This is a genomic window from Kitasatospora sp. NEAU-CNBT7 (assembly GCF_057220535.1).
Genome location: NZ_JBXQQB010000005.1, coordinates 338,032 through 364,028, shown reverse-complemented (window position 1 = coordinate 364,028; position 25,997 = coordinate 338,032). Strand labels below are relative to the sequence as shown.

Annotated in this window: 26 protein-coding genes; 9 read left to right on the top strand and 17 right to left on the bottom strand. The window is 74.1% G+C overall.

The window, feature by feature from the left end:
* Positions 1 to 115 precede the first annotated feature (115 nt).
* From AC2TEW_RS09910 to AC2TEW_RS09900, 3 genes are all read right to left on the bottom strand, one after another.
* On the bottom strand, positions 116 to 724 hold the full coding sequence (locus AC2TEW_RS09910) for a DUF305 domain-containing protein (RefSeq protein ID WP_484623017.1): 609 nt from the start codon (positions 722 to 724) through the stop codon (positions 116 to 118).
* A 131-nt stretch (positions 725 to 855) separates the two neighbouring features.
* Entirely contained in the window at positions 856 to 1,569 is a 714-nt protein-coding gene (locus AC2TEW_RS09905; protein ID WP_484622982.1) for a thioredoxin-like domain-containing protein, read from the bottom strand.
* A gap of 112 nt (positions 1,570 to 1,681) precedes the next feature.
* Positions 1,682 to 2,191: a hypothetical protein gene (locus AC2TEW_RS09900; RefSeq protein WP_484622981.1), complete on the bottom strand. Its 510-nt coding sequence runs from the start codon at positions 2,189 to 2,191 to the stop codon at positions 1,682 to 1,684.
* 295 nt (positions 2,192 to 2,486) lie between these two features.
* Between AC2TEW_RS09900 and AC2TEW_RS09895 the strand changes: the two genes are divergently transcribed.
* Positions 2,487 to 3,983 (top strand): protein phosphatase 2C domain-containing protein, encoded by a 1,497-nt coding sequence (locus AC2TEW_RS09895; RefSeq protein WP_484622980.1) that lies wholly within the window; start codon positions 2,487 to 2,489, stop codon positions 3,981 to 3,983.
* Between the two features lie 15 nt (positions 3,984 to 3,998).
* Here AC2TEW_RS09895 and AC2TEW_RS09890 read toward each other — a convergent pair whose 3' ends face one another.
* The 7 genes from AC2TEW_RS09890 to AC2TEW_RS09860 form a co-directional block, all read right to left on the bottom strand.
* Positions 3,999 to 4,697: a TetR/AcrR family transcriptional regulator gene (locus tag AC2TEW_RS09890; protein WP_484622979.1), complete on the bottom strand. Its 699-nt coding sequence runs from the start codon at positions 4,695 to 4,697 to the stop codon at positions 3,999 to 4,001.
* Between the two features lie 166 nt (positions 4,698 to 4,863).
* Complete coding sequence (locus AC2TEW_RS09885) at positions 4,864 to 5,748, bottom strand: spherulation-specific family 4 protein (RefSeq protein WP_484622978.1); 885 nt, start codon at positions 5,746 to 5,748, stop codon at positions 4,864 to 4,866.
* Positions 5,749 to 5,974: 226 nt separating this feature from the next.
* The gene (locus AC2TEW_RS09880; RefSeq protein ID WP_484622977.1) at positions 5,975 to 6,613 is read right to left on the bottom strand and encodes an HAD family hydrolase; all 639 of its coding nucleotides are present in this window, start codon (positions 6,611 to 6,613) and stop codon (positions 5,975 to 5,977) included.
* Positions 6,614 to 6,713: 100 nt separating this feature from the next.
* Positions 6,714 to 8,141 (bottom strand): M1 family metallopeptidase, encoded by a 1,428-nt coding sequence (locus tag AC2TEW_RS09875; protein ID WP_484622976.1) that lies wholly within the window; start codon positions 8,139 to 8,141, stop codon positions 6,714 to 6,716.
* Positions 8,142 to 8,279: 138 nt separating this feature from the next.
* Positions 8,280 to 8,594 carry a hypothetical protein gene (locus tag AC2TEW_RS09870; protein WP_484622975.1) on the bottom strand — a complete coding sequence of 105 codons (315 nt, stop codon included), beginning with the start codon at positions 8,592 to 8,594 and terminating at the stop codon, positions 8,280 to 8,282.
* A gap of 286 nt (positions 8,595 to 8,880) precedes the next feature.
* Positions 8,881 to 9,345, bottom strand: a complete 465-nt coding sequence (locus AC2TEW_RS09865) for an NUDIX hydrolase (protein ID WP_484622974.1) — start codon at positions 9,343 to 9,345, stop codon at positions 8,881 to 8,883.
* A complete protein-coding gene (locus AC2TEW_RS09860) occupies positions 9,332 to 10,090 on the bottom strand; it encodes a helix-turn-helix domain-containing protein (RefSeq protein WP_484622973.1) in 759 nt (252 codons plus the stop codon). Before AC2TEW_RS09860 ends, AC2TEW_RS09865 begins: the two co-directional genes overlap by 14 nt.
* A gap of 108 nt (positions 10,091 to 10,198) precedes the next feature.
* Here AC2TEW_RS09860 and AC2TEW_RS09855 point away from each other — a divergent pair, with 108 nt between their 5' ends.
* From AC2TEW_RS09855 to AC2TEW_RS09845, 3 genes are read left to right on the top strand one after another with little or no spacing between them, the layout of a single operon-like run.
* Complete coding sequence (locus AC2TEW_RS09855; RefSeq protein ID WP_484622972.1) at positions 10,199 to 10,369, top strand: hypothetical protein; 171 nt, start codon at positions 10,199 to 10,201, stop codon at positions 10,367 to 10,369.
* A complete protein-coding gene (locus AC2TEW_RS09850) occupies positions 10,366 to 10,584 on the top strand; it encodes a hypothetical protein (protein ID WP_484622971.1) in 219 nt (72 codons plus the stop codon). Before AC2TEW_RS09855 ends, AC2TEW_RS09850 begins: the two co-directional genes overlap by 4 nt.
* Entirely contained in the window at positions 10,577 to 10,813 is a 237-nt protein-coding gene (locus AC2TEW_RS09845) for a hypothetical protein (protein ID WP_484622970.1), read from the top strand. The genes AC2TEW_RS09850 and AC2TEW_RS09845 overlap by 8 nt, the downstream gene beginning before the upstream one ends.
* Before the next feature lie 367 nt (positions 10,814 to 11,180).
* Here AC2TEW_RS09845 and AC2TEW_RS09840 read toward each other — a convergent pair whose 3' ends face one another.
* The 3 genes from AC2TEW_RS09840 to AC2TEW_RS09830 all read right to left on the bottom strand — a co-directional run bounded on the left by AC2TEW_RS09840 (position 11,181) and on the right by AC2TEW_RS09830 (position 14,773).
* Positions 11,181 to 12,218, bottom strand: a complete 1,038-nt coding sequence (locus tag AC2TEW_RS09840; RefSeq protein ID WP_484622969.1) for an agmatine deiminase family protein — start codon at positions 12,216 to 12,218, stop codon at positions 11,181 to 11,183.
* Positions 12,219 to 12,291: 73 nt separating this feature from the next.
* A complete protein-coding gene (locus AC2TEW_RS09835) occupies positions 12,292 to 14,010 on the bottom strand; it encodes an urease subunit alpha (protein ID WP_484622968.1) in 1,719 nt (572 codons plus the stop codon).
* Between the two features lie 52 nt (positions 14,011 to 14,062).
* A complete protein-coding gene (locus tag AC2TEW_RS09830) occupies positions 14,063 to 14,773 on the bottom strand; it encodes an urease subunit gamma (RefSeq protein ID WP_484622967.1) in 711 nt (236 codons plus the stop codon).
* Positions 14,774 to 15,080: 307 nt separating this feature from the next.
* Between AC2TEW_RS09830 and AC2TEW_RS09825 the strand changes: the two genes are divergently transcribed.
* The 3 genes from AC2TEW_RS09825 (at position 15,081) to AC2TEW_RS09815 (ending at position 19,694) form a co-directional block, all read left to right on the top strand.
* Positions 15,081 to 16,058, top strand: a complete 978-nt coding sequence (locus AC2TEW_RS09825; RefSeq protein WP_484622966.1) for a quinone oxidoreductase family protein — start codon at positions 15,081 to 15,083, stop codon at positions 16,056 to 16,058.
* Between the two features lie 282 nt (positions 16,059 to 16,340).
* Positions 16,341 to 17,138 (top strand): ATP-binding protein, encoded by a 798-nt coding sequence (locus AC2TEW_RS09820; RefSeq protein WP_484622965.1) that lies wholly within the window; start codon positions 16,341 to 16,343, stop codon positions 17,136 to 17,138.
* A gap of 327 nt (positions 17,139 to 17,465) precedes the next feature.
* Positions 17,466 to 19,694, top strand: a complete 2,229-nt coding sequence (locus AC2TEW_RS09815) for a SpoIIE family protein phosphatase (protein WP_484622964.1) — start codon at positions 17,466 to 17,468, stop codon at positions 19,692 to 19,694.
* 154 nt (positions 19,695 to 19,848) lie between these two features.
* Here the strand turns inward: AC2TEW_RS09815 and AC2TEW_RS09810 are convergent, their stop codons facing one another.
* The 4 genes from AC2TEW_RS09810 to AC2TEW_RS09795 form a co-directional block, all read right to left on the bottom strand.
* Positions 19,849 to 20,922, bottom strand: a complete 1,074-nt coding sequence (locus tag AC2TEW_RS09810) for a DUF2637 domain-containing protein (protein WP_484622963.1) — start codon at positions 20,920 to 20,922, stop codon at positions 19,849 to 19,851.
* Between the two features lie 254 nt (positions 20,923 to 21,176).
* Complete coding sequence (locus tag AC2TEW_RS09805; RefSeq protein WP_484622962.1) at positions 21,177 to 21,986, bottom strand: hypothetical protein; 810 nt, start codon at positions 21,984 to 21,986, stop codon at positions 21,177 to 21,179.
* 197 nt (positions 21,987 to 22,183) lie between these two features.
* The gene (locus tag AC2TEW_RS09800; RefSeq protein WP_484622961.1) at positions 22,184 to 23,044 is read right to left on the bottom strand and encodes a hypothetical protein; all 861 of its coding nucleotides are present in this window, start codon (positions 23,042 to 23,044) and stop codon (positions 22,184 to 22,186) included.
* 178 nt (positions 23,045 to 23,222) lie between these two features.
* Positions 23,223 to 23,861 (bottom strand): nucleotidyltransferase family protein, encoded by a 639-nt coding sequence (locus AC2TEW_RS09795; protein ID WP_484622960.1) that lies wholly within the window; start codon positions 23,859 to 23,861, stop codon positions 23,223 to 23,225.
* Positions 23,862 to 23,991: 130 nt separating this feature from the next.
* On the opposite strand from AC2TEW_RS09795, the gene moaA reads away from it, so the two are divergent.
* Positions 23,992 to 25,008 carry a GTP 3',8-cyclase MoaA gene (moaA, locus tag AC2TEW_RS09790; protein ID WP_484622959.1) on the top strand — a complete coding sequence of 339 codons (1,017 nt, stop codon included), beginning with the start codon at positions 23,992 to 23,994 and terminating at the stop codon, positions 25,006 to 25,008.
* Positions 25,009 to 25,236: 228 nt separating this feature from the next.
* Positions 25,237 to 25,989, top strand: a complete 753-nt coding sequence (locus AC2TEW_RS09785; RefSeq protein ID WP_484622958.1) for an HNH endonuclease family protein — start codon at positions 25,237 to 25,239, stop codon at positions 25,987 to 25,989.
* Positions 25,990 to 25,997 lie beyond the last annotated feature (8 nt).

The window sequence follows — 25,997 nt, the reverse complement described above, 5'->3', positions numbered from 1 at the left end:
ATGCGACCGGGGTGGGCCGGACCGCCGTGGTCAGGCCCACCCCGGTGGCGGCCCGGCGGCGTGTCGTCGCCGCCGGGCCCGTGGCGTCAGGTGACAGCTCTCAGGTGAGCAGCTGTCAGGTGGTGAGCGGCTTGGCACCCCGTTCGGCGAGCATGTCCGTGATCAGGCCGATCTCGGCCTGCTGCCCGTTGATCATCGTCTGGGCGAGCCGCTTCTCGGCCGGGTTGGTGCTGGCGTCGACGTACGCCTGGGCCATCCCGAGCCCGCCCTTGTGGTGCTCGATCATCAGCTGCAGGTACCAGACCTCGGCGTCCCGGCCGCTGAGCGAGCGGAGCCGGTCCAGCTCGGTGTTGGTCGCCATGCCGGGCATCAGCGAGCCGTCGTGCGCCTCGTAGGTGTGGCCCATCCACGCCATCGGCTTGGCCGCGGAGGTCTGGGTCAGCCCCCACTGGTCGAGCCAGCCCATCAGCATGCCGCGCTGGTTGGCCTGGGTGTTGATGATGTCGAAGGCCAGCGTGCGGACGGCCTCGTCCGTGGTCCGGTCGCGGACGATGAACGACATGTCCACCGCCTGCTGGTGGTGGGCGGCCATGTCCCGGGCGAAGCCCGCCTCCGGGGAGTCGGTGGCGGGTGTCGCGGCGGCGGTGACCGCCGTCCCGGAGGCGGGCGGCCCGCCCGCCAGCAGGGCGGGCAGACCGAGGCCGAGCGCCACCACGGCCGCCAGCGCGGCCGGCCACCAGAGCCGGCGACGGGGCGTCCCGGCCGGTCCGGCGCTGAGCTCCTCGGACCCGGCTGCCGTGGTGGTGTCGGCCTTGGTGGCGGCGTCGGCGTCCGGGCGGTTCTTCCCGGCCGGGGTCACTTCATGGCCCCGTTGCTGCAGGACGCGCCGGGCTCCTGGGTCTGCGGCCCCTGCACGTACTTGGTGAAGAACTGCTCGACCCGCGGGTCGGTGGCGCTGTCGACCTTCAGCTGGGTGCCCCAGGCGTTGAGGGTGATGGTGCCGGCCTCGTCCGGGTACGGGCTCATGAAGGAGTACGGGGTGACCTTGACCTTCTCCGAGAGCGCCTTGATGTCGTCCGGGGTGGCCTTGGCGTTGTAGGTGACCCAGACCGCGCCGTGCTCCAGCGAGTGGACGGCGTTCTCGTTCTGCACCGGCTGGTCGTAGACGTTGCCCATGCAGGTCAGCCAGACCGGGTTGTGGTCGCCGCCGACCGGCGGGGTCTGCTGGTAGGTGACCTTGGTGCTGACGTGGTTGCGGGAGAGGTTGTCGAAGGTCTGGACGCCGTCGATCGGGGCGTTCGCCGCGTCCTTGCGGGCCTTGTCGGCGGCCGCGGCGGCGGCCTTCTTGTCGTCCCGCTTCTGCTTGGCGTCCAGCGCGATCCAGCCGCCGACGGCGACCATGCCGCCGATCAGCACGGTGGCCACACCGATGGCGATGAACTTGTTGCGCTTGTCGCGGCGCTCCTCGGCGGCGCGCAGCTCGGCGATCCGGGCCCGGCGGTCGGCGGCCTGGTCGGCGCGGCCCTGCCGGTTCGACGACTGCTTGGACTGCTTGGAGGCGGAACCCATGGGATGTCCTTGTCCCCGCCGTGCGTTCTGGCACAGCGGTGTGCGGGGTGGTGGGGTGCGGCGGAGCCGCCGGGCCGAGCGGGGTCGGCCGTGATCCGGCGGTGGGTTCCGCTCAGGTCCGGTTGACTTGGAGGACGTGCAGGTCGGGCGAGTGGTCGGGGCCGTGCAGTGCCCCGGCGCAGGCCCCGGCCGCGGTCGGCACCTGGGCCGGGACCAGCCGGGCCGCCACCACGGTGGCGGGCTGCGGGGGAGCGTTGGGGAGTTGGGCCTCGGGTCCGCAGAACGGGTGGTTCGAGCAGCCGCTGCCCGGGATCGGGTGCCCGCCGTCGGCGGTGCACCAGGTCAGCGGGGCGTTCTCCGAGCCGGGCTGGGCCGCCGACCGGGCCCGGCCGTGGTGGCGCTCCTGCCGGCGGTCCTGGTGGTCCGCGACGGCGTGGCCGACGACCGTGGTCACCGGGAGCGCGGCGGCGGCCGGGTGCGGGCCGACGGCGCCGGACCGGTCGGCGCAGGGCAGCAGCGCCATCAGGCCGATCACGAGCAGGGACCACAGCACCACGGCCGGACGGGGGACCGCGGGTGCGGCTCTCCCCGGCGGGGGTACGGTCGGCCCTGGCACGGTCATGCGCACATATTAATCAGCCGAACGAGTGATGTGATGCCCCTCGTCGGCCTTCCTGGGCCTGCTGGTCGCACGCGGGTTGCCGCCTCATCACGCCTGGCTGGGGCACTTCCGACAAGCCCGGACGGATCGTCCCCCGGGATGGCCGGAACGCCCCTCCCACGGGGTGGCCGGTTGTCGCGGAATCCCGGACACGGTCGGTTCCGGTCGGGAACAATGACGACGAGACCGGCACGAGGGGCCGCTCGGCGGTCGGCACACGCTCGGCAGACGGCACACACGGACGAGGAGCGGCCAGTTGGGCGACCAGGGTGCACACCCGCAGTTGCGGCCGGAGGACGGCTGGTGGCACGCGGTCTACCAGGGCCCGGCCGGCACCCTGCCGGACACCCCCGACGCGGTACCGGACGCGGGCAGTGTGGACGACTGGTTCAACTCGGCGGCCGGTGTGATCGGCGCCCCGCGCACGGCCGGTTCCGTTCCCCGCCCGCCCGAGGCCACCGGCCCCGCAGCTGCGGTGACCGCTGAGCCTGCCGCACCGGTACCTGTACCCGCGGGCGAACCCGAACCCGAACCCGCACCGGTACCTGTAGCCGAGCCCGAGCCCGAGCCTGAGCCCGAGCCCGTCCCCAAACCTGTCCCGGCGCCCGCCACCGTCGAGGCCGAGCCGCAGCCGGCGCCCGCCCCGGCCCCCACGCACACTCCGGCCCCCACTCCGGCCCCCGCCCCTTCCACGCCCGCCCCGGCTGCCGGGCCCGTACGGCCCGCGCAGCCGTTCCAGCCGCTGCGCCGCCCTCGCGTCGAGCCCCCGGTGCCGCACGTCGGCGACCGTCCGCCCACGTACGGTCCCGAGCCGACCGCGCTTCCCGCGGCCGAGCCGGCGACCCTGGCCGCCCTGGTGCCGGACACCGCACTGGACGGCGCCCAGTACGGGTCCGCGACGCTGCGGGCGGCCTCGGTGCGCGGTGACTCCGCCCGGTATCGCGGTGAGCCGCGCCGGGACGCCCTGCTGGTCACGCGCTTCGGCGAGGGCGAGGACGGGCTGCTGCTGGCGGTGCTGGCGGCACCCGGGCGGCGGGAGTCCGCCGAGGCCGGTGCCGGGTCGGCCGCGGAGGCGGCCCGCCGTCTCGCCGCGGCGATCGGCCGCAGCCGCAGCGAGCTGGCCGCGGACCTCCGGGCCGGCGCGCGCGACCGGCTCCGGTACGGGCTGCAGCGGCTGACCGTCCTGGCCTCCGGCCCGCTCGCCACCGCGGTCGACCCCACCGCGGTCGACCCCACCACGGTCCACCCCACCGCGGACGGTCCCGACCGGGCGGGCGCTGCGCCCGGGGCCGGCCTCGGCGACCTCGGCGACGGCGGCCTCGGAGGCGACGAGGCGGACCGGGGCGCGCTGCACTGCATGCTGGTCTCGCTCGATCCGGCGGCCACCCACCGGGCCGCCTTCGGCACCGGCCCGGGCGCGCTCTACCTGCTCCGTTCCGGCCACTGGATCGACGCGTACGCGGCCCGGCTGCTGCACCATCCCGACGGGCAGCCTCCGTTGCCGCCCGCTCCGGCGCCCACGCCCCGGCCGTTCCGGTTCCGGCTGGTACCGGCCACGCCCGGGGACATCCTGCTGCTCTGCACCCCTGGTCTGGCCGCGCCGATCGCCGAGGAGCCGGCGGTGGCGCACTTCCTGTCCAACCACTGGGCGCATCCGCACCCGCCCGGCACGGTCGACTTCCTGCGCCAGGTACAGGTCAGGGCCAAGGGGTACGCCGACGACCGGACGGCCGCCGCGCTCTGGACGGAGTGAGCCGACCGGCTCCGGTCACGGGCCGCCGGGGCCGGGCGCGGACCGGCGCGGTCCGAGCAGCGCCGCGGCGACCGCGGCCACCTGGGCCAGGGCGTCGTCCCGGCCGGCACCGGGCAGGCCGATCGCGATCGGTACCGCGAAACCGTCCAGCAGTGCCCTGATCTGCGTCGCGACGTCCTGGACCGAACCCCGCCCGGCGGGCGCGTTCTCCGGCCCGGCGGGTGCCGACTCCGGCGCGGGGCCGGGCCGCGCTCCGACGAGGGTGAACTCGCCGGCGGCCACGCCGTCCTCGATCACGCCGACCAGATCGGCGTGCCACGGGACCTCGATCGCCTGCTGGCCCTGCCGGATCTCGGCGCTGGCTGGGGAGCGCCCCCACACCTCGACCCACAGGATCCAGCGCGGGTCACCGGGCCCCTCGGGCAGGTACAGCCCGGCGTAGGCGGCCAGCCGTTCCCGGCCCGTCGCGCCGGGCCGGGCGAGGGCGGCGCGCCGGCGTTCGCCGAGCTGCTCCTCGCTCCAGTGGAGGGTCTCCAGCAGCAGTTGGTCCTTGCTGCCGAAGTAGTAGAGCAGGTGTCCGGCGCTCATCTGGAGCTGCTTGCCGAGTCCGGCCATGGTGAGTTTGGCGAGCCCGTGTTCGGCGATGGCCGTGCGGGCCGCCGCGAACACCTCCTCGCGCGGCCGGGCAGCGCGGCGCGCCCGTGGCTCCGCCATCTGCTGTTCCTCCCGGCTGTTCGGCACGACCACTCACGATACGTGGTGCCGCCGCAGGGCCGGTTCTCCGTGCGGTCGGCGGGCCGGAGCCGGTCGCGGCCGGCACATGGCCCTCCGCCTTCATGAGGCCCTCATGCAGGGGCCGGGCCCCGGCGGACGTGCGGCGTCAGCCCTTGGTGGCGGCGTACGCGCTCTGCGCGGCGAAGCCCCAACTCGGCGTGGCGTCCCACGGGTTGAGCATCACGTCGTCGGTGACGTAGGCGTAGCCGGCGCCGCGGTCGAAGGCCTTGTCGAGGGCGTCGTGCATCGCGGTGGCGTCCGGGGTGGTGTGCACCAGGTGCCAGAACGCGGTGCCGCTCGGGTCGAGGGCGGCACCCGAGTAGTAGCCCACGTTGTAGTTGAAGACGTTGCCGCCGAGCCAGCCGGCGCCGGTGTACGCGGCGTAGGTGTTCTCGAAGGTGACGAAGGTGTCGGCGGTGCGGTGGCCGGGCTCCAGGTAGCAGTCGGCGACGGCGGTGCCGGGGTTGTCGACCACCATCTCCTCGACCTCCGGGTCGAGCGCGGAGACGGTCTCCTGCACGTAGGTGCGCAGGGCGAGGTAGTAGTCGCGCAGTGCGTTGTCGGTGCCGCAGTCGCGGCCGGACTGGTCGAAGAAGATGCCGTCGACGTGGACCTTGTGGTCGGCGGTCTTCAGGTAGTTGTCGACGGTCGCCTTCACCGCGGCGAGCGAGCGGTTGCCGTGGTCGGTGTCGACGTAGCCGAGCACCTTGGTGTGGCCGCCGGTGGCGGTGGTGGCGGTGCGGAGCGTGTCGGCCTGGGCCTGCCAGGTGGCGTCGAACGGGTCGTAGCCGTTGTTCGGGTTGAGGATCACGACCGATGCCGCGGGCTGCGCGGACCGGATGGCCGTCAGCATCGGGTGGCCCGGCGCGACGTACGCCGGAACGGCGATCTCCAGGCCGCGGGTGTGCCCGGCGGCGGCTGCGCCCGAGGTGCTGCTCGCGGTCGCGAGTGCGGCGCCGATCAGCGCCACCGGCAGGCTCTTGGTCAACATGCGCATAGCGAATCCCCCATGATCGATCGAACGTGATCGCATTCTTGCACCCGCGGGCGACAGCCTCGTGGCGCTTGCCGCAACCCCCGCCGACCATCGGACGGAACGTCAGCCCAGCACCTCCGTAAGGTTCCCGGCCCACACCCGCCGTGCCCGCGTGCCGCCGTACCCGCCGTACCCGCCCCTCCGCCCGCCCGCGCGGCCGTGCGCGACGTCCGACGCGGGGTCAGCCGGCCAGGCCGAGCAGCACCTCGGCTGCCGCCGGTACGTCGGGGACCGCGTGGTCCGGCGCGGGGTGGTCGGCCTGCCAGGGGAGCTCCGGTGAGATCCAGATGGTCCCGACGCCCGCCGCCTGCGCGCCCAGGATGTCGGTGGCCGGGTTGTTGCCGACCATCCAGGCCCCCGCCGCCAGGTCGTGGCCCGAACGCCGGGCCGCGACCCGGAAGATCTCCGGGTCGGGCTTGCGGGCGCCGGCCTCCTCCGAGATGCAGACCGCGTCCACGGCCCCCAGCAGACCGGTCCTGGCGAGCTTGGCGCCCTGGATCGCGGTGTACCCGTTGGTCAGCACGGTCACCGTCCAGCCGGCCGCCCGGAGCCGGCCGACCGCCTCCAGTGCGCCGGGCAGCACGTACACCCGCTCCGCCAGCCCGTCCACGTACCGCGTCCACAGCTCCGGCCCGGAACGGGCCGTTCCGTGCGCCGCCGCCAGCCGCTCGAAGGTCTCCGGTGTCGGTGCCGCCAGGACCGCCGGTTCGGCGGCGGGCGGCAGGCCCTGCCCGGCGCAGAAGTCGGCCGTCCACTCGGTGGTCGGGCACCGGCGTTCGACGAGGGTGTGGTCCAGGTCCACCAGGACGAGCCGTTGCATGGCGCCAGCGTATCGACGCGGTACCGCCGGGCCGCGGAACCGCGCCGCACCCGCCGGGCCGACCGCCCGGCGGCGCACCTGGGTGCGGCCCGAGCCGGCCTCAGGCCGGCGGCGCGGGCTTGGCCGCGGTGTACAGCCAGGCGTCGAAGAAGGACCCCAGGTCCCGGTGCGAGATCTGCTCCGCGAGCTCCCGCAGGTCGCAGCTGTCGGCGTTGCCGTAGCGGTGCCGGGCCGGCCACTCGGCCAGCAGGGTGGCGAAGTCCCGCTCGCCGATCAGCTCGCGCAGCGCCTGCAAGGTCATCGCCCCCCGGGTGTAGACCGCGTCCTGGTCGAAGATGTTGTCGTGCCCGGGGTCGCCGGTCTTCAGCCGCCAGAACGGATCCGCGGCCGGCGTCGCGTAGTAGCCGTCGAAGGTCTCCCGAGCGGTCGGGCCGCCGTGGTCCTCCTGCCAGAGCCACTCGGCGAAGGTCGCGAACCCCTCGTTCAGCCAGATGTCCCGCCAGGTGCGCGGGGTGACGGAGTCGCCGAACCACTGGTGCGCGATCTCGTGCACCACCGCCAGCTCCTCCGGCTCACCGTCGTACACCGGGCGGCTCTGGGTCTCCAGCTCGTACCCGACCCCGATCCGGTCGATGATCCCGCCCACCGAGTCGAACGGGTACCGGCCGAACCGCCGGGCCTGCTCCACCAGCGCCCGCTCCGTCGTCGCCCGCAGGAACGTGTCATCGCCCCCGGCCGCCGGGTCGTACGCCGTCACCGACGGAACGCCGCCGGCCTCGCCCCGGGTCACCCGGAAGTCCCCGATCGCCACCATCGACAGGTAGCTCGCCATCGGCCGCCGCATCTCCCAGGTCACGGTCGACCGGTCGCCGTGGACCTGTGCCGCACCGTGCTGCTCCCCGTTGGCCAGGGCCTTCACCCCGGACGGGGTGGTGATCCGGAAGGTGTAGGTGGCCTTGTCGTTCAGGTCGTCGTTGACCGGGTACCAGGTCCGGCCGCCGTCCGGCTCGTTGAGGGCGACGGCACCGTCATCCGTGTTCAGCCAGCCGTAGTCGCCGAGCACGGGGTCCGAGATCCGCTGCGGAACGCCCTGGTACGCGACCTTCACCGTGAAGCCCTCGCCGGGGCGCGGCGGCCGGACCGGCTCGACCACCAACTCCTGGCCGTCGCGCCGGAACCGGGCCGGCCGCCCGTCCACCTCGACACCCGTGATCTCCGGCCCCGAGTAGTCCAGGTCGAAGCTGCGCAGGTACTGCTGCGCCGTCGCCCGGATGGTCGCCTCGGCGGCCAGGTGGTGGGTCGCCGGGGTGAAGTCGAGGTCCAGGTCGTAGTGCGCCACGTCGTAGCCCTGGTTCCCGGCGAGCGGGAAGTACGGGTCGCCGGACCCGGCGCCTCCGGCGGTGGGCGGGCCGGTGTCAGGGCGCGGGGCGGCGAAGGCGGCCGAGGCCGTCGCGGCCGGTACGCCGGTGAACAGGACCATCGCGCAGGCGATCCGCAACGCGACCGCGACTGATGAGCTTCTCGTCATATGGCGCATCATCAGCCAACCCGGCCCGCTGGCCCGGTCGGCGACACGGCCCGGACGGCCGGTCGCACCCCCGTCCGGCCCCGGTTCACCCGTACAGGTGGCACGGGCGCCTCGCCGGCTGCCGCCTGCCGACAGCTGTCAGCCCAGCCGGGTCCGGGCCCCGCCGGGACGGGCCCGGCCGCGGCCGGTGCGGGCCGGCCGGGTCGGGCGCCGGTCGGGCCGCCGGGCCGCCTCCCGCCGCACCCGGGCGGCCAGGGCGGCGCGGAGCGCGCGAACCGCCAGCAGCATCGCGACGGCCGCCAGCTCGGCCGGCTCGGCGACACCGCCGTCCCGGGCGGCCGCCTGGCACGGGCCGCACCAGACGGCACTGGCCCGGCCGCCCCCGGAACGGACCAGGTCGGCCGGCGTCAGATAGCGGGCGCCGCAGTGCTGGCAGACGAACAGCAGCCGCATCACTGGATCACCGTCGCACCGTGGCACAGACTGCACGCCGACCAGTGCCGGTCCTGCCGGTGCACCTGGTCGCCCTCGGCATCCAGCTCGACGGTGTGCGTCACCTTCTCGGTGCCTCCCGCGCCGTGGCACGCGGTACAGGGCTGCGATTCTGACAAACTGCCACCTCCTGTGCACCGACCGTAGCGTGCGACCCACCATGATCGGCGGCAGTTCACCGACTCGCGTCCCGCAGACGAAGCTGCGCCCGCGGGCAATAGGTGGGCGGCGAGACAGCACCGACGGGTCAGCGTACGACCGGGCCGCCTGCGCGCCAGTCCGTGAGCCGCTTCCGAATGCTGTCCAGCATCGGCAGGCCGTTGGTCTCCTCCGGGGTGAACCAGGCGACCTCGGTGGACTCGTCCGACACGGCGATCGTCCCGCCGACCGGACGGCCGAGCAGGCAGATCGAGAACTCCTGACGGACCTCGCCGTCGTCGTAGGCGAAGACGTGTCCGGGGTCGGTGTACGTGCCGACGATGCCCGTGATCTCGATCCGGATCCCGGTCTCCTCCAGGGTCTCCCGGATTCCGCAGCCCGCCAGCGACTCGCCCAGCTCCATCTTCCCGCCGGGCAGGGCCCACATGCCGTTGTCGGCGCGGCGCTGCAGCAGCACCCGGCCGTCGTCGCCGACCACCACGACGGATGCAGCCGGTACGAGGCTGTTGGCCTTCGGCGCGTCCGGATCGTCCTCGAAGTCACGCCTCGGCATGCTGTACCTCCATCGTCCAAATGTCGCGACCCTTGCTCCACAGATCCTCTACGTGCCCGGCGAACCTGTCGAAAATTCCGTCGTCCTGGGCCCGCCGCAGGTGCATCATCGGGGCGTCGTGGCCGATCCGTCCGGGTAGCAACGGTGTGACGATCATGTCCTGGTCGAAGCGGAACACCGACAGGCTGACGTGCCCGGTCTCATAGCGGGCCTCGACTGTGGTGTCTCGCAGCTTCGCCAGCTCCGACAGCGTCACCTCGATCCGGGTCGACAGGGTCAGCGGCACGTCCTCCTCGATCTCCCGCTGTCGGGTGATCGGGCTCGCCGGGTCGCCGAGGACGAACCGGATTCGGCAGCCGGCCTCGGCCTTCCGCCGAAGCAGGGCGCCGAGGTTCGCGTGCTCCAGCCACAGGAAGTAGTTGGTGTAGCCGGCGAAGGAGATCTCCCGCTCGGCCTTGGAGATGAGCTGCCGCCATAGTGAGGCGGGCGCGGCGGACCGGTAGGGGTAGACCTGGACGATCTCCCGGTCGGGGCCGGTCTTCACCATCGTCTGCACGGTGGGCCACACGGCCACCTCCTCCACGCCGAGCGCTCGGCTCGCGGCGGAGCGGTGTCGGGCATGGGGCACGCGTGTGGGGTCCGAGATCCAGCGGCTGACCGTCTTGGGGTCGACCCCGCAGGTACGCGCGAGCTGGGACTCCGTCATGTTCGCACGCACCATGGCTGCTCTCAGGCGCTCGTTCACGGGCCACCTCTCCTGTCTGCGGGGACGAGTCAAGGTGTACCGGCGGGGCGTCCCAAACGTCCCGCAAACGCGGTAGGACGTCCATGGGTTACGGCCGACGATCAGAGCGTGACCGACACACATCCTGAGCACCTGATCCCGATCTCGGAGATCTCGGACCGTTGCTCGACATGCGGCATCTCCGAACCGCCGCTGCACCCCGGCCCGCCACAACCGGCCGGGCCGGGCGTCGTCCGCGACACCGTGCTGTGCACTACACACCTGGACGTGGCCCGGTGAGCCTGATCGGCCCGGTGACGGCTGCGGCGCCGACCGTTGCCCTGGCGTTCGTCGAGCAGCCCCCGGTCGTGGGCTTCGGCGTCCGCTTCAACGAGATCATCAGCCGTTGGTACGTCCTCAACCCGGACGGCACCCCGCATGCGGACGCGTGGGGCAGCCTGGTGACGTGGACCAGTTTCAGCGTGGCGTGGGACAACCGGCGGATCCGTGGCTGAGTCGGAGCGATTTCCGGACACCGGGTACTGCGTGGTGTGTGGCGACTACGGCGTCGGGCTGTTCACCGAGGTGCTGAACCGCTTCGCGGACTCGATTACCGACCACATCGGATGCCGGGGCGGCCGGCTACTCGTCGCGGAACAGGCGGTCTGGCGGGACGCCGAGGGCGTGCGCGATGAGCAGGAGCGCATCGATGCTGACGGAGTTGGTGCCGGCCCGGTGCGGTAGATGGTGTGCCGGTCCAGGCCAGCCCGCTCCGCCAAACGCTCCTGGGTGATCCCGAGGGTGGTGCGGTGGGTGCGGATCCCGAGTCCGACCTGTTGGCAAGGACCCATTTCGGCAGGTCGGTGGGCATCTGACCACCGCGTGGGCGTGCGAGGTGGAGTGGAGTCCTCGCCGCGAACGGCCGGAGCCGAGTCGGTCCAGGCGCCCCAAGGCGCTCGACGACTCGGCTCCGGCCCCCTCTCGGGATCGAATGGGAGAGCCCGGGAGATGATCTTCGGGAGCTGCTGCCGGGTTGCAGCAACTTCGTGCAGGGGCCGGCAAAATGTTAAAGGGCATAGATGCAGGTCAGGGCAGCTGACCTCACAACTTGTCAGGCCTTCGGCTGCTGCTGGGTGATGCAGTGGATGCCGCCGCCGTTGGCGAAGATCTCGCGGGCGTCGACCAGTTCGATGACGCGGCCCGGGTAGGCCTTGCCGAGGATGGCGGCGGCCTCCTGGTCGCGGGGGTCGTCGAAGGCGCACAGGACGACCACGCCGTTGCCGACGTAGTGGTTGATGTACGAGTAGTCGACCGGCTCGCCGTCCTCGTCGGTCAGGACGGTGGGGGCGGGGAGTTCGATGACCTCGAGGGGGCGGCCCTGGGCATCGGTGGCGGCGCGCAGGCCGGCCACGATCTCGCGGCAGACCTCGTGGTCCGGGTGGGCGGGGTCCGGCTGGACGTGGGCGACCACGACGCCGGGCCGGACGAAGGAGGCGACGATGTCGATGTGGCCGCGGGTGCCGAACTCGTCGTAGTCGCGGGTCAGTCCGCGCGGGACCCAGACGGCCTTGGTGGTGCCGAGGTGGGCGTGCAGCTCGGCCTCGACCTCCTCGCGGGTCCAGTCGGAGTTGCGGCCCTCGCCGAGCTGGACGGTGTCGGTGACGAGCACGGTGCCCTCGCCGTCGACGTGGATGCCGCCGCCCTCGTTGATCAGGCGGGAGGCGAAGCGCTGGACGCCGGTCAGTTCGGTGATGTGCTCGGCGATGTGCTGGTCCTTGTCCCAGCTGGCCCAGGACTGGGCGCCCCAGCCGTTGAAGATCCAGTCGGCGGCGGCGACCGAGCCCTTGCCGTCGATCAGGAAGGTCGGGCCGATGTCGCGCATCCAGGCGTCGTCCAGCGGCTTCTCGACGATCTCCACCTCGGGCGCGACGTACTCCCGGGCCGCCGCGCTCTCACCGGTGTTGACGATCAGGGTGACCGGCTCGTACCGGACGATGGTGTTGGCGACCTGCGCCCAGGCCTGTCGGGCGGCGTGCAGGTGGTCGGGGGTGTCGAAGGTCTGGTTGTCGGTGGGGAACGCCATCCAGGTGCGGTCGTGCGGGTGCCATTCGGCGGGCATCCGGTAGCCGAGCGAGGCGGGAGTGGTCATGAGTGGCGGGTCCTAAGCAGTCAGCGGTGAGCGGTGGGGGAGGGTGTGGAGGAAGAGAGCCCCGGCAGAGGTCTCAGAGGAAGTAGAGGCGGCTGAGCGAGACGCTGTCGGCGGGTTCGGAGCGCAGCGGGGCGCCGTCCAGCGAGACCAGGCCGGTGTCGGCCTCGACCTGGACCTGGCCGGTCCGGGCGTTGCGGACCATGTTGCGCGGTCCGATGCCGCGGGTGTTGCGTACGCCCACCCGCCTTCTGCGGGTGGGGAGTTGGTCGGCGGCGACGTCCAGGTACGAGCCGTCGGCGGCGGCCTGGGCGACGAAGGCGACCGAGAGGTCGGCGGCGGTGGCGCCGTGGGCGCCGAACTGCGGGCCGAGGACCAGGGGTTCGCAGCGGTCGGTGGAGGCGTTGGGGTCGCCGGTCACGCCGTACGCGGGGAAGCCGGCCTTGAGCACCAGCTGCGGTTTGGCGCCGAAGTGGTCGGCCCGCCAGAGCACCAGGTCGGCCAGTTTGCCGACCTCGATGGAGCCGACCTCGTGGGAGAGGCCGTGGGCGATGGCGGGGTTGATGGTGAGCTTGGCGATGTAGCGCAGGACGCGTTCGTTGTCGTCGCCGCCGTCGGTGGTCCCGTAGCCGCCGTCGAGGGGGCCGAGTTCGGCCTTCATCTTGCCGGCCATGGCGAAGGTGCGGCGGACGGTCTCGCCGGCCCGGCCCATGCCCTGGGCGTCGGAGGAGGTGATGCCGATGACGCCGAGGTCGTGCAGCACGTCCTCGGCGCCCATGGTGCCGGCCCGGATGCGGTCGCGGGCCATGGCGGCGTCGCCGGGGAGGTCGACCTTGAGGTCGTGGGCGGAGACGATCATGCCGAAGTGCTCGCCGAGGGCGTCGCGGCCGAACGGCAGGGTGGGGTTGGTGGAGGAGCCGATGACGTTCTCGACGCCGGCCATCTTCAGCACGTTGGGGACGTGTCCGCCGCCGCAGCCCTCGATGTGGAAGGCGTGGATGGTGCGGCCCTCCAGGACGGCGAGGGTGTCCTCGACGGACAGGCACTCGTTGAGGCCGTCGGTGTGCAGGGCGACCTGGACGTCGTACTCCTCGGCGACCCGCAGCGCGGTGTCCAGGGCGCGGGTGTGGGCGCCCATGTCCTCGTGCACCTTGAAGCCGGAGGCGCCGCCCTCGGCCAGCGCCTCGATCAGCGGCGCCGGGTCGGAGGAGGAACCGCGGCCCAGGAAGCCGATGTTGACCGGCCAGGCGTCGAAGGCGTTGAAGGCGTGGCGCAGCGCCCAGGGGGAGTTGACGCCGACGCCCCAGACCGGGCCGAACTCCTGGCCGATGATGGTGGTGACGCCGGAGGCGAGCGAGGCCTCCATGATCCGCGGCGAGAGCAGGTGGACGTGGGTGTCGATGGCGCCCGCGGTGGCGATCATGCCCTCGCCGGAGACGATCGTGGTGCCGGTGGAGACCACGACGTCGACGCCGTCCATGGTGTCCGGGTTGCCGGCCCGGCCGATCGAGACGATCCGGCCGTCGCGGATGCCGATCGAGGTCTTGCGGATGCCCAGCACCGCGTCGATCACGACCACGTTGCTGATCACGACGTCGCAGGTCTCGCGGACGGCGGTGGCCTTGAGGTGCAGGCCGTCGCGGGCGGTCTTGCCGAAGCCCGCCAGGAACTCGTTGCCGGGCTCCTGCGAGTCCGACTCGACCCGGATGATCAGTCCGGAGTCGCCGAGCCGGATCCGGTCACCGGTGCGGGCGCCGTGCACCGCGATGTAGTCGTGGGGGGTGATGGCACTCATGCGCCGGCCTCCGGGGTGTGGGACGCGGGGGTGACGGGGGCGGGACGGCCGGTCACGACTCCACCTCCGACTCGTCGAAGGTGGTCAGGTAGCCGGTCGCGCGGGCCTTCGCCAGGGCGGCCTGCCGGGCGCCGGGGGCGTCCAGCGGGCCGTCGACCAGGCCGGCGAAGCCGATCGCGACCCGGGCGCCGCCGATCGGGACCAGGCCGACCTCCACGGTGGCGCCCGGGTCGAAGCGGACCGAGGAGCCGGCCGGCACGGCCAGGTGGGTGCCGTATGCCGCCTCGCGGTCGAAGGCCAGCCGCGGGTTGGCCTCGAAGAAGTGGAAGTGCGAGGTGACCGAGATCGGGACGGCGGAGGTGTTGTGCACGGGGAGCACCACGGTCTCCTCGACCGGGTCGTAGCCCGCGCCGGAGCCGGCCAGGGCCGCGCCGGGGGCGTCGTCGCCGAGCGAGCCGCGCCCCCGGAAGGGGTCGTTGACCACGGCGAGCCGGGTGCCGTCGTCGAAGACGGCCTCGACCTGGATCACGGTGACCACGTCCGGTACGCCCGGCAGCACGTCGTCGGCGCCCAGGACGGTGCGTCCGGCCTCGATCGCCTCGGCGAGGCGCCGCCCGTCGCGGGCGGCCTCGCAGACGGTGTCGGCGATCAGTGCGGTGGCCTCGGGCACGTTCAGTTTCACGCCGCGGGCACGGCGGGCGCGGGCCAGTTCGGCCGCCGTGAAGATCAGCAGCCGGTCCCGTTCGGTGGGGGTCAGTCGCACGGTTCCTCGCTCACGGGTGCCGGTGGGTGGTCAGGTTAGAACGGCGTTCAAACATCTGCGGCCCATTGAACCCGGGCCCGGCCGTCATGTCCAGCGTTCCTCCTTCCGGGCCGGTCCGCGTGCCGGGCGCGCCGCCGGGCCGCCATCTCGCCCCGATCGCCCGCGGCTGCGGGCCTCTGCGAGCCTCCGTGGGTCTCCATGGTCGGGGTTATGACAGAACTCTGATACAAATAAGAACACGCCCTTTCGGGTGTGGTCTGCCTCTGTATCGGGGTGGACGGGGAGATCGAACTGAGGGGGAGCAGCCGTGCGCGCTGTCCGCTACACCCGTACCGGTGGCCCGGAGGTCCTGGAGACGGTCGAGATCGAGGCCCCCGAGCCGGGGCCCGGCGAGGTGCTCATCGATGTCACCCACAGTGGGGTCCACTTCGCCGACGTGATGTTCCGGCGCGGGCGGTTCCCGCTCGGGCTGCCCGCCGTGCCCGGCATCGAGGCCGCCGGAACCGTGGCCGCCCTGGGTGACGGGGTGACCGGACTCGAGATCGGCACCCCGGTCGCGGCCGTGCTCACCGGCTTCGGCGGCCATGCCGAGCAGGCGGTCGCGAGCGCCGCGACCACCATCGCGCTGGAGGGCCCGCTGGCCGGCCTGAGCCCGCTCCTGGCGGCCGCCACCGCCTGCAACGGCACCACCGCCGTCGGTACGCTCCGGGGCGCCGCCCGGCTCGCCGAGGGGGAGCGCGTCCTGGTGCTCGGCGCTGCCGGGGCGCTCGGCGCCCTGCTCGGCGACCTCGCCCGGTCCTACGGTGCGGGCCTGGTGGTCGGCGCCGCGAGCACCCCTCAGCGGGCCGCCGCCGCGGCCGGGCGCGGCTACCACCGGGCGCTCACCTACGGAGAAATCGAGTCGCAGGCCATGGAGCTGACGGACGGTCAGGGATTCGACGTGGTGGTCGACCCGATCGGCGGCCCGCTCCGGGAGCGGATCCGCCCGCTGCTCGCCGTGCTCGGGCGGCACGTGGTGATCGGGGACGCGGCCGACCGGGACACCTCGATGGCGGCCAACCAGGTCTGGTACGACAGCTACTCGCTGGCGGGCTACAACCTGGGGGCGCTGATCGGCCGCCGGCCCGACCTCTTCCGGGCCCAGTTCGCCGAGGCGCTGCGGCTGGTCGCCGACGGCACGCTGCGTCCGGAGGTCGAGCAGATCGGCTGGGACGCGGTGGCCGAGGCGCACCGGCGGTTGGAGGGCCGCTCGGCCGAGGTCAAGTACGTGCTGCGGACCGCCTGACCCGGGAGGCGGCCGAGTCCTGGAGCTGATGGGGCGTCAAGAGGCGTGCGGGGGACTGGCGTACGCCTGGGCGCTCCCGGTCCGAACTGGTCATCGGACACCGCAAACCTCGTCGGCCGCACCAGATGGATCACTTGCCCGCCCCCGAGCCCCGCTTCACCCCAGGTGGACGCGGATGCACTGTTGCCATCCCCCGAGAGTGGGCAGGAGGATGGTCGGCAAGCGGACGTCGCCGCTGGGGGACTCGGCGCGGCCGTCAGGAGAAGGGCGGGGGCGTACGTGATGGATGGACAGGCAAGGTTTCCACGACAGCGTTCGGCCTCGGGCAGCGGCCCGGTCATCCCCGGCGGCAGGCTTCCCCGTGGCGGCCCGTCCTCCGCGGACGGCCCCGCCCGGATCCCGGCCCCGGCAGCCGGCCCGCGCCCCGGCCGGCCCGGGCTGCCGGACGGGCCCGAGCAGCACGACCACGGCCATCAGGACCGCCACGACCACGATCATGACCAGGACCGCGACCGCGAGCGCGAGCGCGGCCACGCGCACGACGACAGCACGTCCGACGACGACAGCACGCCGGACGACTCGCCCCACGACGACAGCTCGCCCCACGACGCCGGCCCGCCCGGCCACGAGGGCACACCCTCGTACGCGGGCACCGGCACACCCGTGTACGAGCCGGGCTGCGTGCTGCACCACCGGCTGCACGCTTCCTTCGCCCCGGCGGACCTGGTCGCCGTCGGGGCGATCCGGCACCGGCTCCGGGCCGCGCTCGGACACTGGGGCGTGCCCGAGCTCGCGGACACCGCCGAGCTGCTCACCTCGGAGCTGGTGACCAACGCCCTGCTGCACACCACCAAGGGGGCCGTCCTGGAGGCGGTGCTCACGGCCGGGCAGCGGCTGCGGATCGAGGTGCAGGACTGCACCACCCGGCTGCCCGGCCGCCGGGTCCCGGAGGAGTGGGCCACCTCCGGCCGCGGGCTGCTGCTGGTGGACTCGCTGGCCGACGCCTGGGGCGTCCAGCTGCGAGGCGAGGGGAAGGTCACCTGGTTCGAGCTCGGCCCGGCCCGGGCCGACGCGGCCTGAGCCGGCCCGGCCCCGTTCGGTGCCGGCTTCGCCCCGACCCGGCTTCGCCCCGGCCCCGCGGCCGGAAGCCGATGGCGGCCCCGGAGGCGGCCCGCCGCGCCGCGAGGTCACTCGGATCGTCCACGATTGTCCCCCGGATGGTTCGTCGGCATTGCCGCCTTGCCGAACATACGAGAGGCTAGTGAGAATGTGTGTCCGGGACGGCGGGGAGAAAAGCGCCTCGACCGGTCACCGTGACACAGCAGGCACACCAGCCAGACCAATCCCACGGCTAACGCAGTCCGTCCGACCGACCGGACCGCATGCCCCGGCAGCGGCAGGAGAAGCATGGCCACAGAGCCCGAGCCGCCCGGGTCCGCCCGGCGCGTCCCCCCGGCCCAGGCCACCAGGAGCATTGCCGCGGTCAACCCGCTGCGCACCGCTTCCGGCATGCCGATGAGCCGGATCGGCCCGGCGGTCTCCCGCGGCCTGCCCACCCGCACCGGCGACTCCACGCCGGACTGGCTCGAACCGGCGATGGCCGCCAACGGCATCGGCTCCTTCGACTGGGACATCCGGCACGACGTGCTGGAGGCGGACCCGCGGGCCTGCGCCATCCTCGGCCTGGACGCCGACCGCTTCGACCGCAGCGCCGCCGCCTTCCTGGCCATGCTGCACCCGGAGGACGCGCCGGTGGTGCGCCGCCGGGTCGAGCGGGCCGTCGCCGAGCTCGGCCAGTGCGGCGCCTACTACCGGACCCTGTTCCCCAGCGGTGAGCTGCACGCGGTCCGGTTCCGCGGCCGGGTGCTGGCGGACGCCTTCGGGCGGCCCTCCCGGATGGTCGGCTTCGTCTGGGACGCCACCGTCGAACTGCACAAGCGCGAGCGCGCCGGTGAGCTGGCCGCGCTGCGCGAGGAGCGTTCGCGCTTCATCAAGGAGGCTGCCCGGGCGCTGGCCGAAGCCGTCACCGTCCGTGACGTGGCCCGGGTCTTCACCGAGCTGCCGCTGCCCGGCCTGCCGCCGGACGGCCTGGTGCTGGCCGCGATGGAGGCCGGCCGGCTGGCCATCCTGGGTGCCAGCGGCTACCGGGAGGAGGACGTCGCCCTGTACGACCGCTCCCCGCTGGCCCCCGCCCACCCGCTCGCCGAGGCGGTCCGCACCCGCGCGCCGATCTTCATCGCCAGCGGCACCGAGTACCGGGAGCGCTACCCCGACGCCTGGGACTGGGCCAGCAGCACCGGCCGCAGCGCCTGGGCCTTCCTGCCGCTGGTGGCCAGCGGCCGGGCGATCGGCGTCTGCGTGGTCAGCTTCGACGACGACCGCGAACTGGACACCGACGAGCGCACCCTGCTGTCCACCCTGGGCGGCCTGGTCGCCCAGTCGCTGGCCCGCGCCCGGCTGCACGACGCCGAGCACGAGCTCGCCGCGGGCCTCCAGCGGGTGATGCTGCCGCGCACCGTCCCCGCCGTCCCCGGCGTCACCACCGCCGTCCGCTACCTGGCGGCCGGTTCGGGCCTGCAGATCGGCGGCGACTGGTACGACGTCGTCCCGCTGCCCGGCGGCCACGTCGGCCTGGTGATCGGCGACGTCCAGGGCCACGACGTGCACGCCGCCGGCATCATGGGCCAGCTGCGGATCGCGCTGCGCGCGTACGCCGCCGAGGGCCACCCGCCGGCCGCCGTGATGGCACGGGCCTCCCGGTTCCTCGCCGACCTGGACACCGACCACTTCGCCACCTGCACCTACGCCGAGGTCAACGTCGACTACGGCGTGGTCTACGCCGTGCGGGCCGGCCACCTCGACCCGGTGGTCCGCCGGGCGGACGGCTCCGCCCACCTCGTCCCGGTCGCCGGCGGGCTGCCGCTCGGTATCTCCCCCGACGAGGAGTACCGGGTCACCCGGTTCAGCCTCGACCCGGGCGAGACCGTCGTGCTCTGCACCGACGGGCTGGTCGAGGCCCGCGGGATGGACCTGGACACCGGCTTCGACCGGCTCTGCCGGGCGATCTCCGGCCGGCTCCCCGGCATCGACGAGGCCGCCCGCGAACCGCTGGAGGACCTCGCCGACCGGATCGCCTCCCAGGCCGCCGACTCCAGCGAACGCGAGGACGACATAGCGCTGCTGCTGCTGCGCTGGGACGGTCCCGCCGGCGGCCTGGCCGCCCAGCAGCTGCGCCGCCGGATCGGCCAGGCCGACCTGGCCCGGATCGCCGAGCTGCGCGGCGAGCTGCGGGACGCGCTGCGCCGCTGGGGCGTGCCCGACCTGATCGACACCGCCGAGCTGCTCTCCTCCGAGCTGGTCACCAACGCGATCCGGCACACCGACCGGGACGCGATGTTCACCGCGCGGCTCTACCGGGAGCCCGGCAGCGGCGCCCGGCTGCGGGTCGAGGTGGAGGACGAGTCCGACCTCTGGCCGACCCGCCGCACCCCGGGCGAGCAGGCCTCCTCGGGCCGCGGCCTGATGCTGGTCGAGGCGCTCGCGGACGGCTGGGGCGTCGAGCCGCGCGGCTCCGGCAAGCGGATGTGGTTCGAACTCTCGGCGGACGCCGGGCCGGCCGCCGGCCCCGAGGGCTGACGGCCCGCACCCGGCGCCGCCGTACACCGGGTGGTACGCGGTCGGGTGGTACGCGGTCGGGTGGTACGCGGCCGGGCGGGTCACCGGAGGAGCGCTCCGGTGACCCGCCCGACCCTCTCGAGGGAGCCTGCATCCGAGGCCCCTTGGCCCCGGCTCAGCCGAACTGCTGCTCCAGGTCCTTCAGCTTCTGCTCCAGCGAGTCCAGCCGGGGGATGGCCAGGGTGTCCTCCTCCGGCGTCAGGTCGACGCTGCTGCGGTCCGCGCCGCGGGCCGGCCGGGCCGGCAGCCCGGGCTGGGTGGCCCGCCCCTCGACCGCCGGGGCGGCGAGGACCTGGTCCTGCTCCTGCTCGGTGACGCCGGCTATGGCAGGCTCCGAACCGGCCTCCAGCTGGTGCTCCAGATGGTGCTCCAGCTGACGCGGCGCCGCTCGCTGCCGCCAGACCCCGCCGTTGGTCCGGCCGATCGCCCGGATCTCGGCCCGCTCACGGCGCTGCGCCATCCGGCGCTGCTCGCGGTTGACCGCGGCCTGGCGCTTGTCGTCGCGGACCTCCTCGACCGCCTCGTCCAGCGTCCGCACCCCTTCCAGGAGCATCAACGACCAGGCGGCGTACGTCTCCAGGGGAGCGCGCAGCCAGCGCACGATCCGGATCTGCGGCAGCGGACGGGGCACCAGGCCCTGCTCGCGCAGCGCCGCCACCCGGGTCTGCTTCAGCGCCCGGTCGAAGAGCACGGCGGCCGACAGCGACATCCCGGCGAAGAACTGCGGCGCCCCGGCGTGGCCGAACCCCCTTGGCGCGTGTACCCAGTTGAACCAGGCCGAGGCGCCGGCGAACAGCCAGACCAGCAGCCGGGATCCGAGCGCCGCGTCCCCGTGGCTGGCCTCCCGCACGGCGAGCACCGAGCAGAACATCGCCGCGCCGTCCAGGCCGAACGGCACCAGGTACTCCCAGCCGCCGGAGAGGTTGAGGTTCTGCACGCCGAACCCGACCAGGCCGTGGAAGGACAGCGCCGCCGCGACGGCCGCGCAGCAGAACAGCAGGACGTACGAGGCGCCGCCGTACATCGATTCCTTGCGCCGTCGGCGCTCCTCGCTGCGCTCCCAGGAATCCGAGCTGCTCGCCGCTGCCGCGGCGGCCCGGGTCCGGGCGACGGCCACCAGGATGGCGGTGACCACCAGGGTGGCCACCCCTGCGACGGCCCAGCCCAGCGGTATGTCCGACAGTCTCATGACCTGAACCAGCCTCGCTTTCCTGCCTAGTGATGGGCGGGGACCATCATGGCGGAGAAATGCGGAGGGAATGACCGGTTTGCCGTCGATACACCGGGGAGAGGGAATTCCGAACGCGGGATCGAAATATCGTCAGAATGTATCCCGGTGCGGGTGTTCGAAAAGGAATTCCGCCCGCCGGGGCCCCGTGCGGGCCCGGCGGCGGGCCTCCCGGTCCCGGGTGCCGACGCCCCCGGGACCGGACCGCCGCCGGCTCAGCCGATCCCGTCGGCCACCGGCCGGTCGATGCGCCCGTCGGCCGGAGCGCCCGGCGCGGGCAGCGCACGCAACCGGCGCGCGAGCCACACCGGTACCCCGCCCAGCGCCTGGACCAGCCGGGCCGCCTCGGCGCGCAGCCGGGCCGCCTCGGTCCCGTCCGAGGCGTCGGCCAGCGCGGCCAGGACCGGCGCCACCCCGACCGTGAAGCCGAGTTCCTCGCGCAGCCGCAGCGAGGCCCGGAAGCCCTCCCTGGCCCGTTCGCGGTCCCCGCCGGCCAGCGCCAGCGACGCCAGGTGCTGCCAGGTGTACGAGTGCAGCAGCCGGTCCCCGTGCTCGGCGGCGCCGTCGTGCGCCCGCCGGTACGCGATCCAGGCCGCCCCCGGGTCGCGCAGCAGGTTCTCGGCGACCAGTCCGCGCCGGAAGTCCAGCAGCGGGCGGCGCGGCGAGGCCGGCGGCAGCATCGCCGAGGCCCGGCCGAGCGCGGCCTGCGCCTCGTCCAGCCGGTCGCGCGGACCCAGCACACTGGCCACGTAGGCGAGGAAGCCACGGGCGCAGGACGCGGCGGCGCGCTGCTCCGTCCCGGCCACCCGGGCCTCCGCCAGCCGCAGCGCGTCCTCGGCGGGTTCCCAGTGGTCGGCGGTGAACAGGCTCTGCTCGATGAGGAGTTCGGCGCGGTGCAGGGCCGCGGCCGGGTCGTGGGCGGCGCCCGGTCTGAGCAGTTCCGCGGCCTCCTGCCAGCAGCCGCGCGACCGCAGCCGCCACACCGCGCCCGCCGTCCCCCCCGGGGCCGTTCCGTGCTCCGACAACGCCACCTCCTTGTGTGCGCCATCCGGCAAGCGGGATTCTCGGCAAGCGGGCCCGCTGTGGCCGCAATTCAACACGGGGGTGAGCTTGTGCACCAGATCACGAGCGCGACGGGATCCGGAATCCGGCGGTCCGTCAAACGGCTGCACCGGCCGCCGACGGACGGCCCGGAACCCGGGACCGGCCTCGGGCGCGCAGGTCAGGAGGTCCAGCCGGTCTCCATCAGCGCCTCGGCCGCGCCGTTGGCCGCCTGCGGGATCCCGGCCGCGTCCAGGGTGAACAGGGCGACCAGCAACTGCTCACCGCGCACCATCGCCTGCCGCGAGTAGCCCGCCGTGGTGAACATCGCGGCGGCCACCTGCTCCGCGTGCAGCGTCTCGAGCCACAGGCACTCCACCGCCTTCACATCGGCCGGCTCCGCCCAGGTGTCCACCCTGGCCACCATGTGACCGCCCAACAGCGTGATCGCATCCCGGTCCTGACCCTCAGTCAGCTCCAGGTCGTCGAAGCCCAGCCACTGCAGGTAGCGCGCCGCCGTCAGTACCGCGTCCTGCGAGGTGTGCACCGGCTGCGGCCGGAACGGCGGACGCATCAGCCGCTGCCCGTGCCCGCCCGGCGGCCCGGAGGGCTCGACCGGGTCCGAGGGCACCGCCGTGGTGTACGGCCGGGCGGCCGCGGGCCGGCTGCCCTGCGGGCCCGCCGCCGGTGCGCCGGGCAGCCCGGTGCTCTGCAGCCGGGGCGCCCGGTCGACCGGCAGCCGGACCGTGGCGCCGCAGTTGCAGGTGAACTCGGGCTGCGGCCACTGGTCGCTGCGGCCGCAGTGCGGGCACCGCATGCTCAGCCAGGAGTCCTCCCAGGAGCGGAACCGGACCTGCACCGGCACCCCGCCGCGCAGCAGCGGCACCCGCAGCTGGGCCCCGCACGGGCAGGGCAGGCTCGGCGGCTCGTACAGGTGCTCCCGGCGGCAGGCGGGGCAGCGGATGGCGCTCGCGCCCGAGGGCGGGTTGGACCCGAACCGGGCCGGCTCGCTGAAGTCGTCGGGCAGCGGCACTGCGGCCATGGCTGGCACCCCGTTCCGTCGGCTGGGCGGCTATTCCTCCCATCCTCGCCCATTCGCGCAGGTTAGGACGCGGAATGCGGCAATCCTCCGGGACAGTTCGGGGGCGAGGTCCCGCCGTGGGAGGAGGGCCCCGCACCGTCGTACAACCGCCACCGGCGAGCCGCGGGACGGCTGACGGTCAGTCGGCCGGGCCCGTCCAGCGGGCCAGGTCCGCCGGGGTGTCGAGGTCCTCCGGGGTCGCGACGTCACCGCACTCGACCAGCAGCAGCTCCCCGGGGTGCGCCGCGAGCAGCGCCCGCGCGCCCGCGTCGCCGACCGCGCCGGCGCCCGCCTCGGCGAAGTGACGCGCCCCGATCAGCACCGGATGCCCGCGTACGCCCGCGTACCCGGCGGCGGCCAGCTGCGCCCCGGCGGCGTGCGCCGCCAGCAGCCGGGCCACCGCGGCCGGGGTGACCCCCGGGGTGTCCACCAGCAGCACCAGCGCGGCCGGGGCGCCGGGCGGCAGGGCGGCCAGGCCGGTCCGCAGCGAGGAGCCCATGCCGGTGGCCCAGTCGGGGTTGTCGACGGCCCGGCAGCCGCCGAGGTCGGCCGCGGCCCGGACCTCGGCGGCCGCCGCGCCGAGCACCACCACCGCCGGACCGCAGCCGCCGGCCCGGGCCACCGCCAGGGCGTGCTCGACCAGCGGCCGGCCGCGGTAGCGGATCAGCGCCTTGGGGCGTCCGCCGAGCCGCCGGCCGCCGCCGGCCGCCAGGATCAGCGCGGGGACGGAGGGTGCCCCGGGGGCGGGGGGAGCCCCTGGGGTGGGGGGAGCTGCCATGTCCACAGTCTGTCCTCCCAGGTCAACGCCGCACAGTTGGATGATCGCACGAGGGGCGGGGGCGGGGTGGCGGCCCGGCCCGGCGCTTCAGCCGCTGGATCTGCGGCCCGGCGCCCCCTGTACTGGGTCGATGGCACCACGTACAGCGAACGGGCACGGCGCACCGTCCCCCCTGGTGGACCGCTTCGGGCGGATCCACACCGACCTGCGGGTCTCCCTCACGGACCGGTGCAACCTGCGCTGCACCTACTGCATGCCCGCCGAGGGCCTGAACTGGCTGCCCAAGGCCGAGGTGCTCACCGACGATGAGATCGCCCGGCTGGTCGGGATCGCCGTGGACCGCCTCGGCATCCGCACCATCCGCCTCACCGGCGGCGAACCGCTGCTGCGCCGGGGCCTGCCCGGCCTGGTCGCCCGGCTGACCGCGCTCGGCGCCGAGCTCTCGCTCACCACCAACGGCATCGGCCTCGCCCGCACCGCCGCCGAACTCGCCGCGGCGGGCCTCGGCCGGGTCAACGTCAGCCTGGACACCCTGCGGCCCGAGCGGTACGCGGCGATCACCCGCCGCGACCGGATCGCCGACGTGTTCGCCGGCCTGGCCGCCGCCCGGGCCGCCGGACTGGACCCGGTGAAGATCAACGCGGTGCCGGTGCGCGGGACCAACGACGACGAGATCCTCGACCTGGTCGAGTTCGCCGCCGGGCACGGCTACCGGATGCGGTTCATCGAGTCGATGCCGCTCGACGCCCAGGGCGCCTGGGACCGCGCCACCATGGTCACCGCCGACGAGATCCTGGAGGTCCTCGGCCGCCGCTGGTCCCTGGTGCCGGTCGGCCGGCACGGCAACGCCCCCGCGGAGGAGTGGCGGATCGCCGGGACCGACACCGTGATCGGCGTGATCGCCTCCGTCACCCGGCCGTTCTGCGGCGGCTGCGACCGGGTCCGGCTCACCGCCGACGGCCAGCTGCGCAACTGCCTGTTCGCCACCGAGGAGTCCGACCTGCGGGCGCTGCTGCGCGGCGGCGCCGACGACGCGGCCGTCGAGTCGGCCTGGCGGAACACCATCGCCCGCAAGGGCCCCGGGCACGCCATCAACTCCGCCGACTTCGTCCGGCCCGAGCGGCCGATGTCGGCGATCGGCGGCTGACCGCCCCGGGCCCGCCGGGCGGCTGACTGTCCCGGGCTCGCCCGGCGGCTGACCGCCCCGGGAGCCCGCCCGGCGGTCGACTGTCCCGGGTCCGCCCGGCGGCAGCCCGTACGCCCGGTGTGAGCTTCGACCCGCTCCCGGCGAGCCCCGCAGCGCCGACTTGACCCGGCGAGAGCGGCCCTGGTCTCCTGGTGCGCCGTCAGCCTCACTCCAACGGGGGAGAACTCCGTGCGCGCCCGCCGCCCCGCCCTGTCCGCCGCCACCCTCCTCCTGCTGCCCGCCCTCGCCCTGGCCGCCTGCACCGGCGGGCCCGCCACCTCCTCCTCCGACGCCGTGTCCGCCCGGGCCCGCGGCACCAACCCGCTGCAGAACCCGGACGGCACCCGGCCCGGCCTCGCCGCGATCACCTCCGACCAGGACCGCAAGGCCGCCCGCGACCTGATCGCGCAGGTGAAGACCGCCGAGCCCGGCCCGAAGACCGGCTACGACCGCGACCAGTTCGGCCCGGCCTGGACGGACAACGTGGACGGCGTCCCGCTCGGCCACAACAACTGCTCCACCCGCGACGACCTGCTCAGCCGCGACGGCACCAAGGTCGAGCACAAGGACGGCTCCGCCTGCGTGGTCACCGGGATGACCATCTACGACCCCTACACCGGCAAGCTGGTGACGTTCACCAAGCAGCAGGCGTCGAAGATCCAGATCGACCACGTGATGCCGCTGTCCTACGACTGGCAGCAGGGCGCCGCCAAGTGGGACAAGGGCAAGCGGGTCCAGATCGCCAACGACCCGCTCAACCTGATCCCGGCGGACGGCTCGCAGAACGCGTCCAAGGGCGACTCCGGCCCGGCCGCCTGGCTGCCCGCCAACGCCGAGATCCGCTGCTCGTACGTGGTGCGGTTCGCCCAGGTCTCGCTCAAGTACCAGCTGCCGGTCACGCCCGCCGACAAGAAGGCCATGCTGGCGCAGTGCGGCGGCTGACCGCCCGC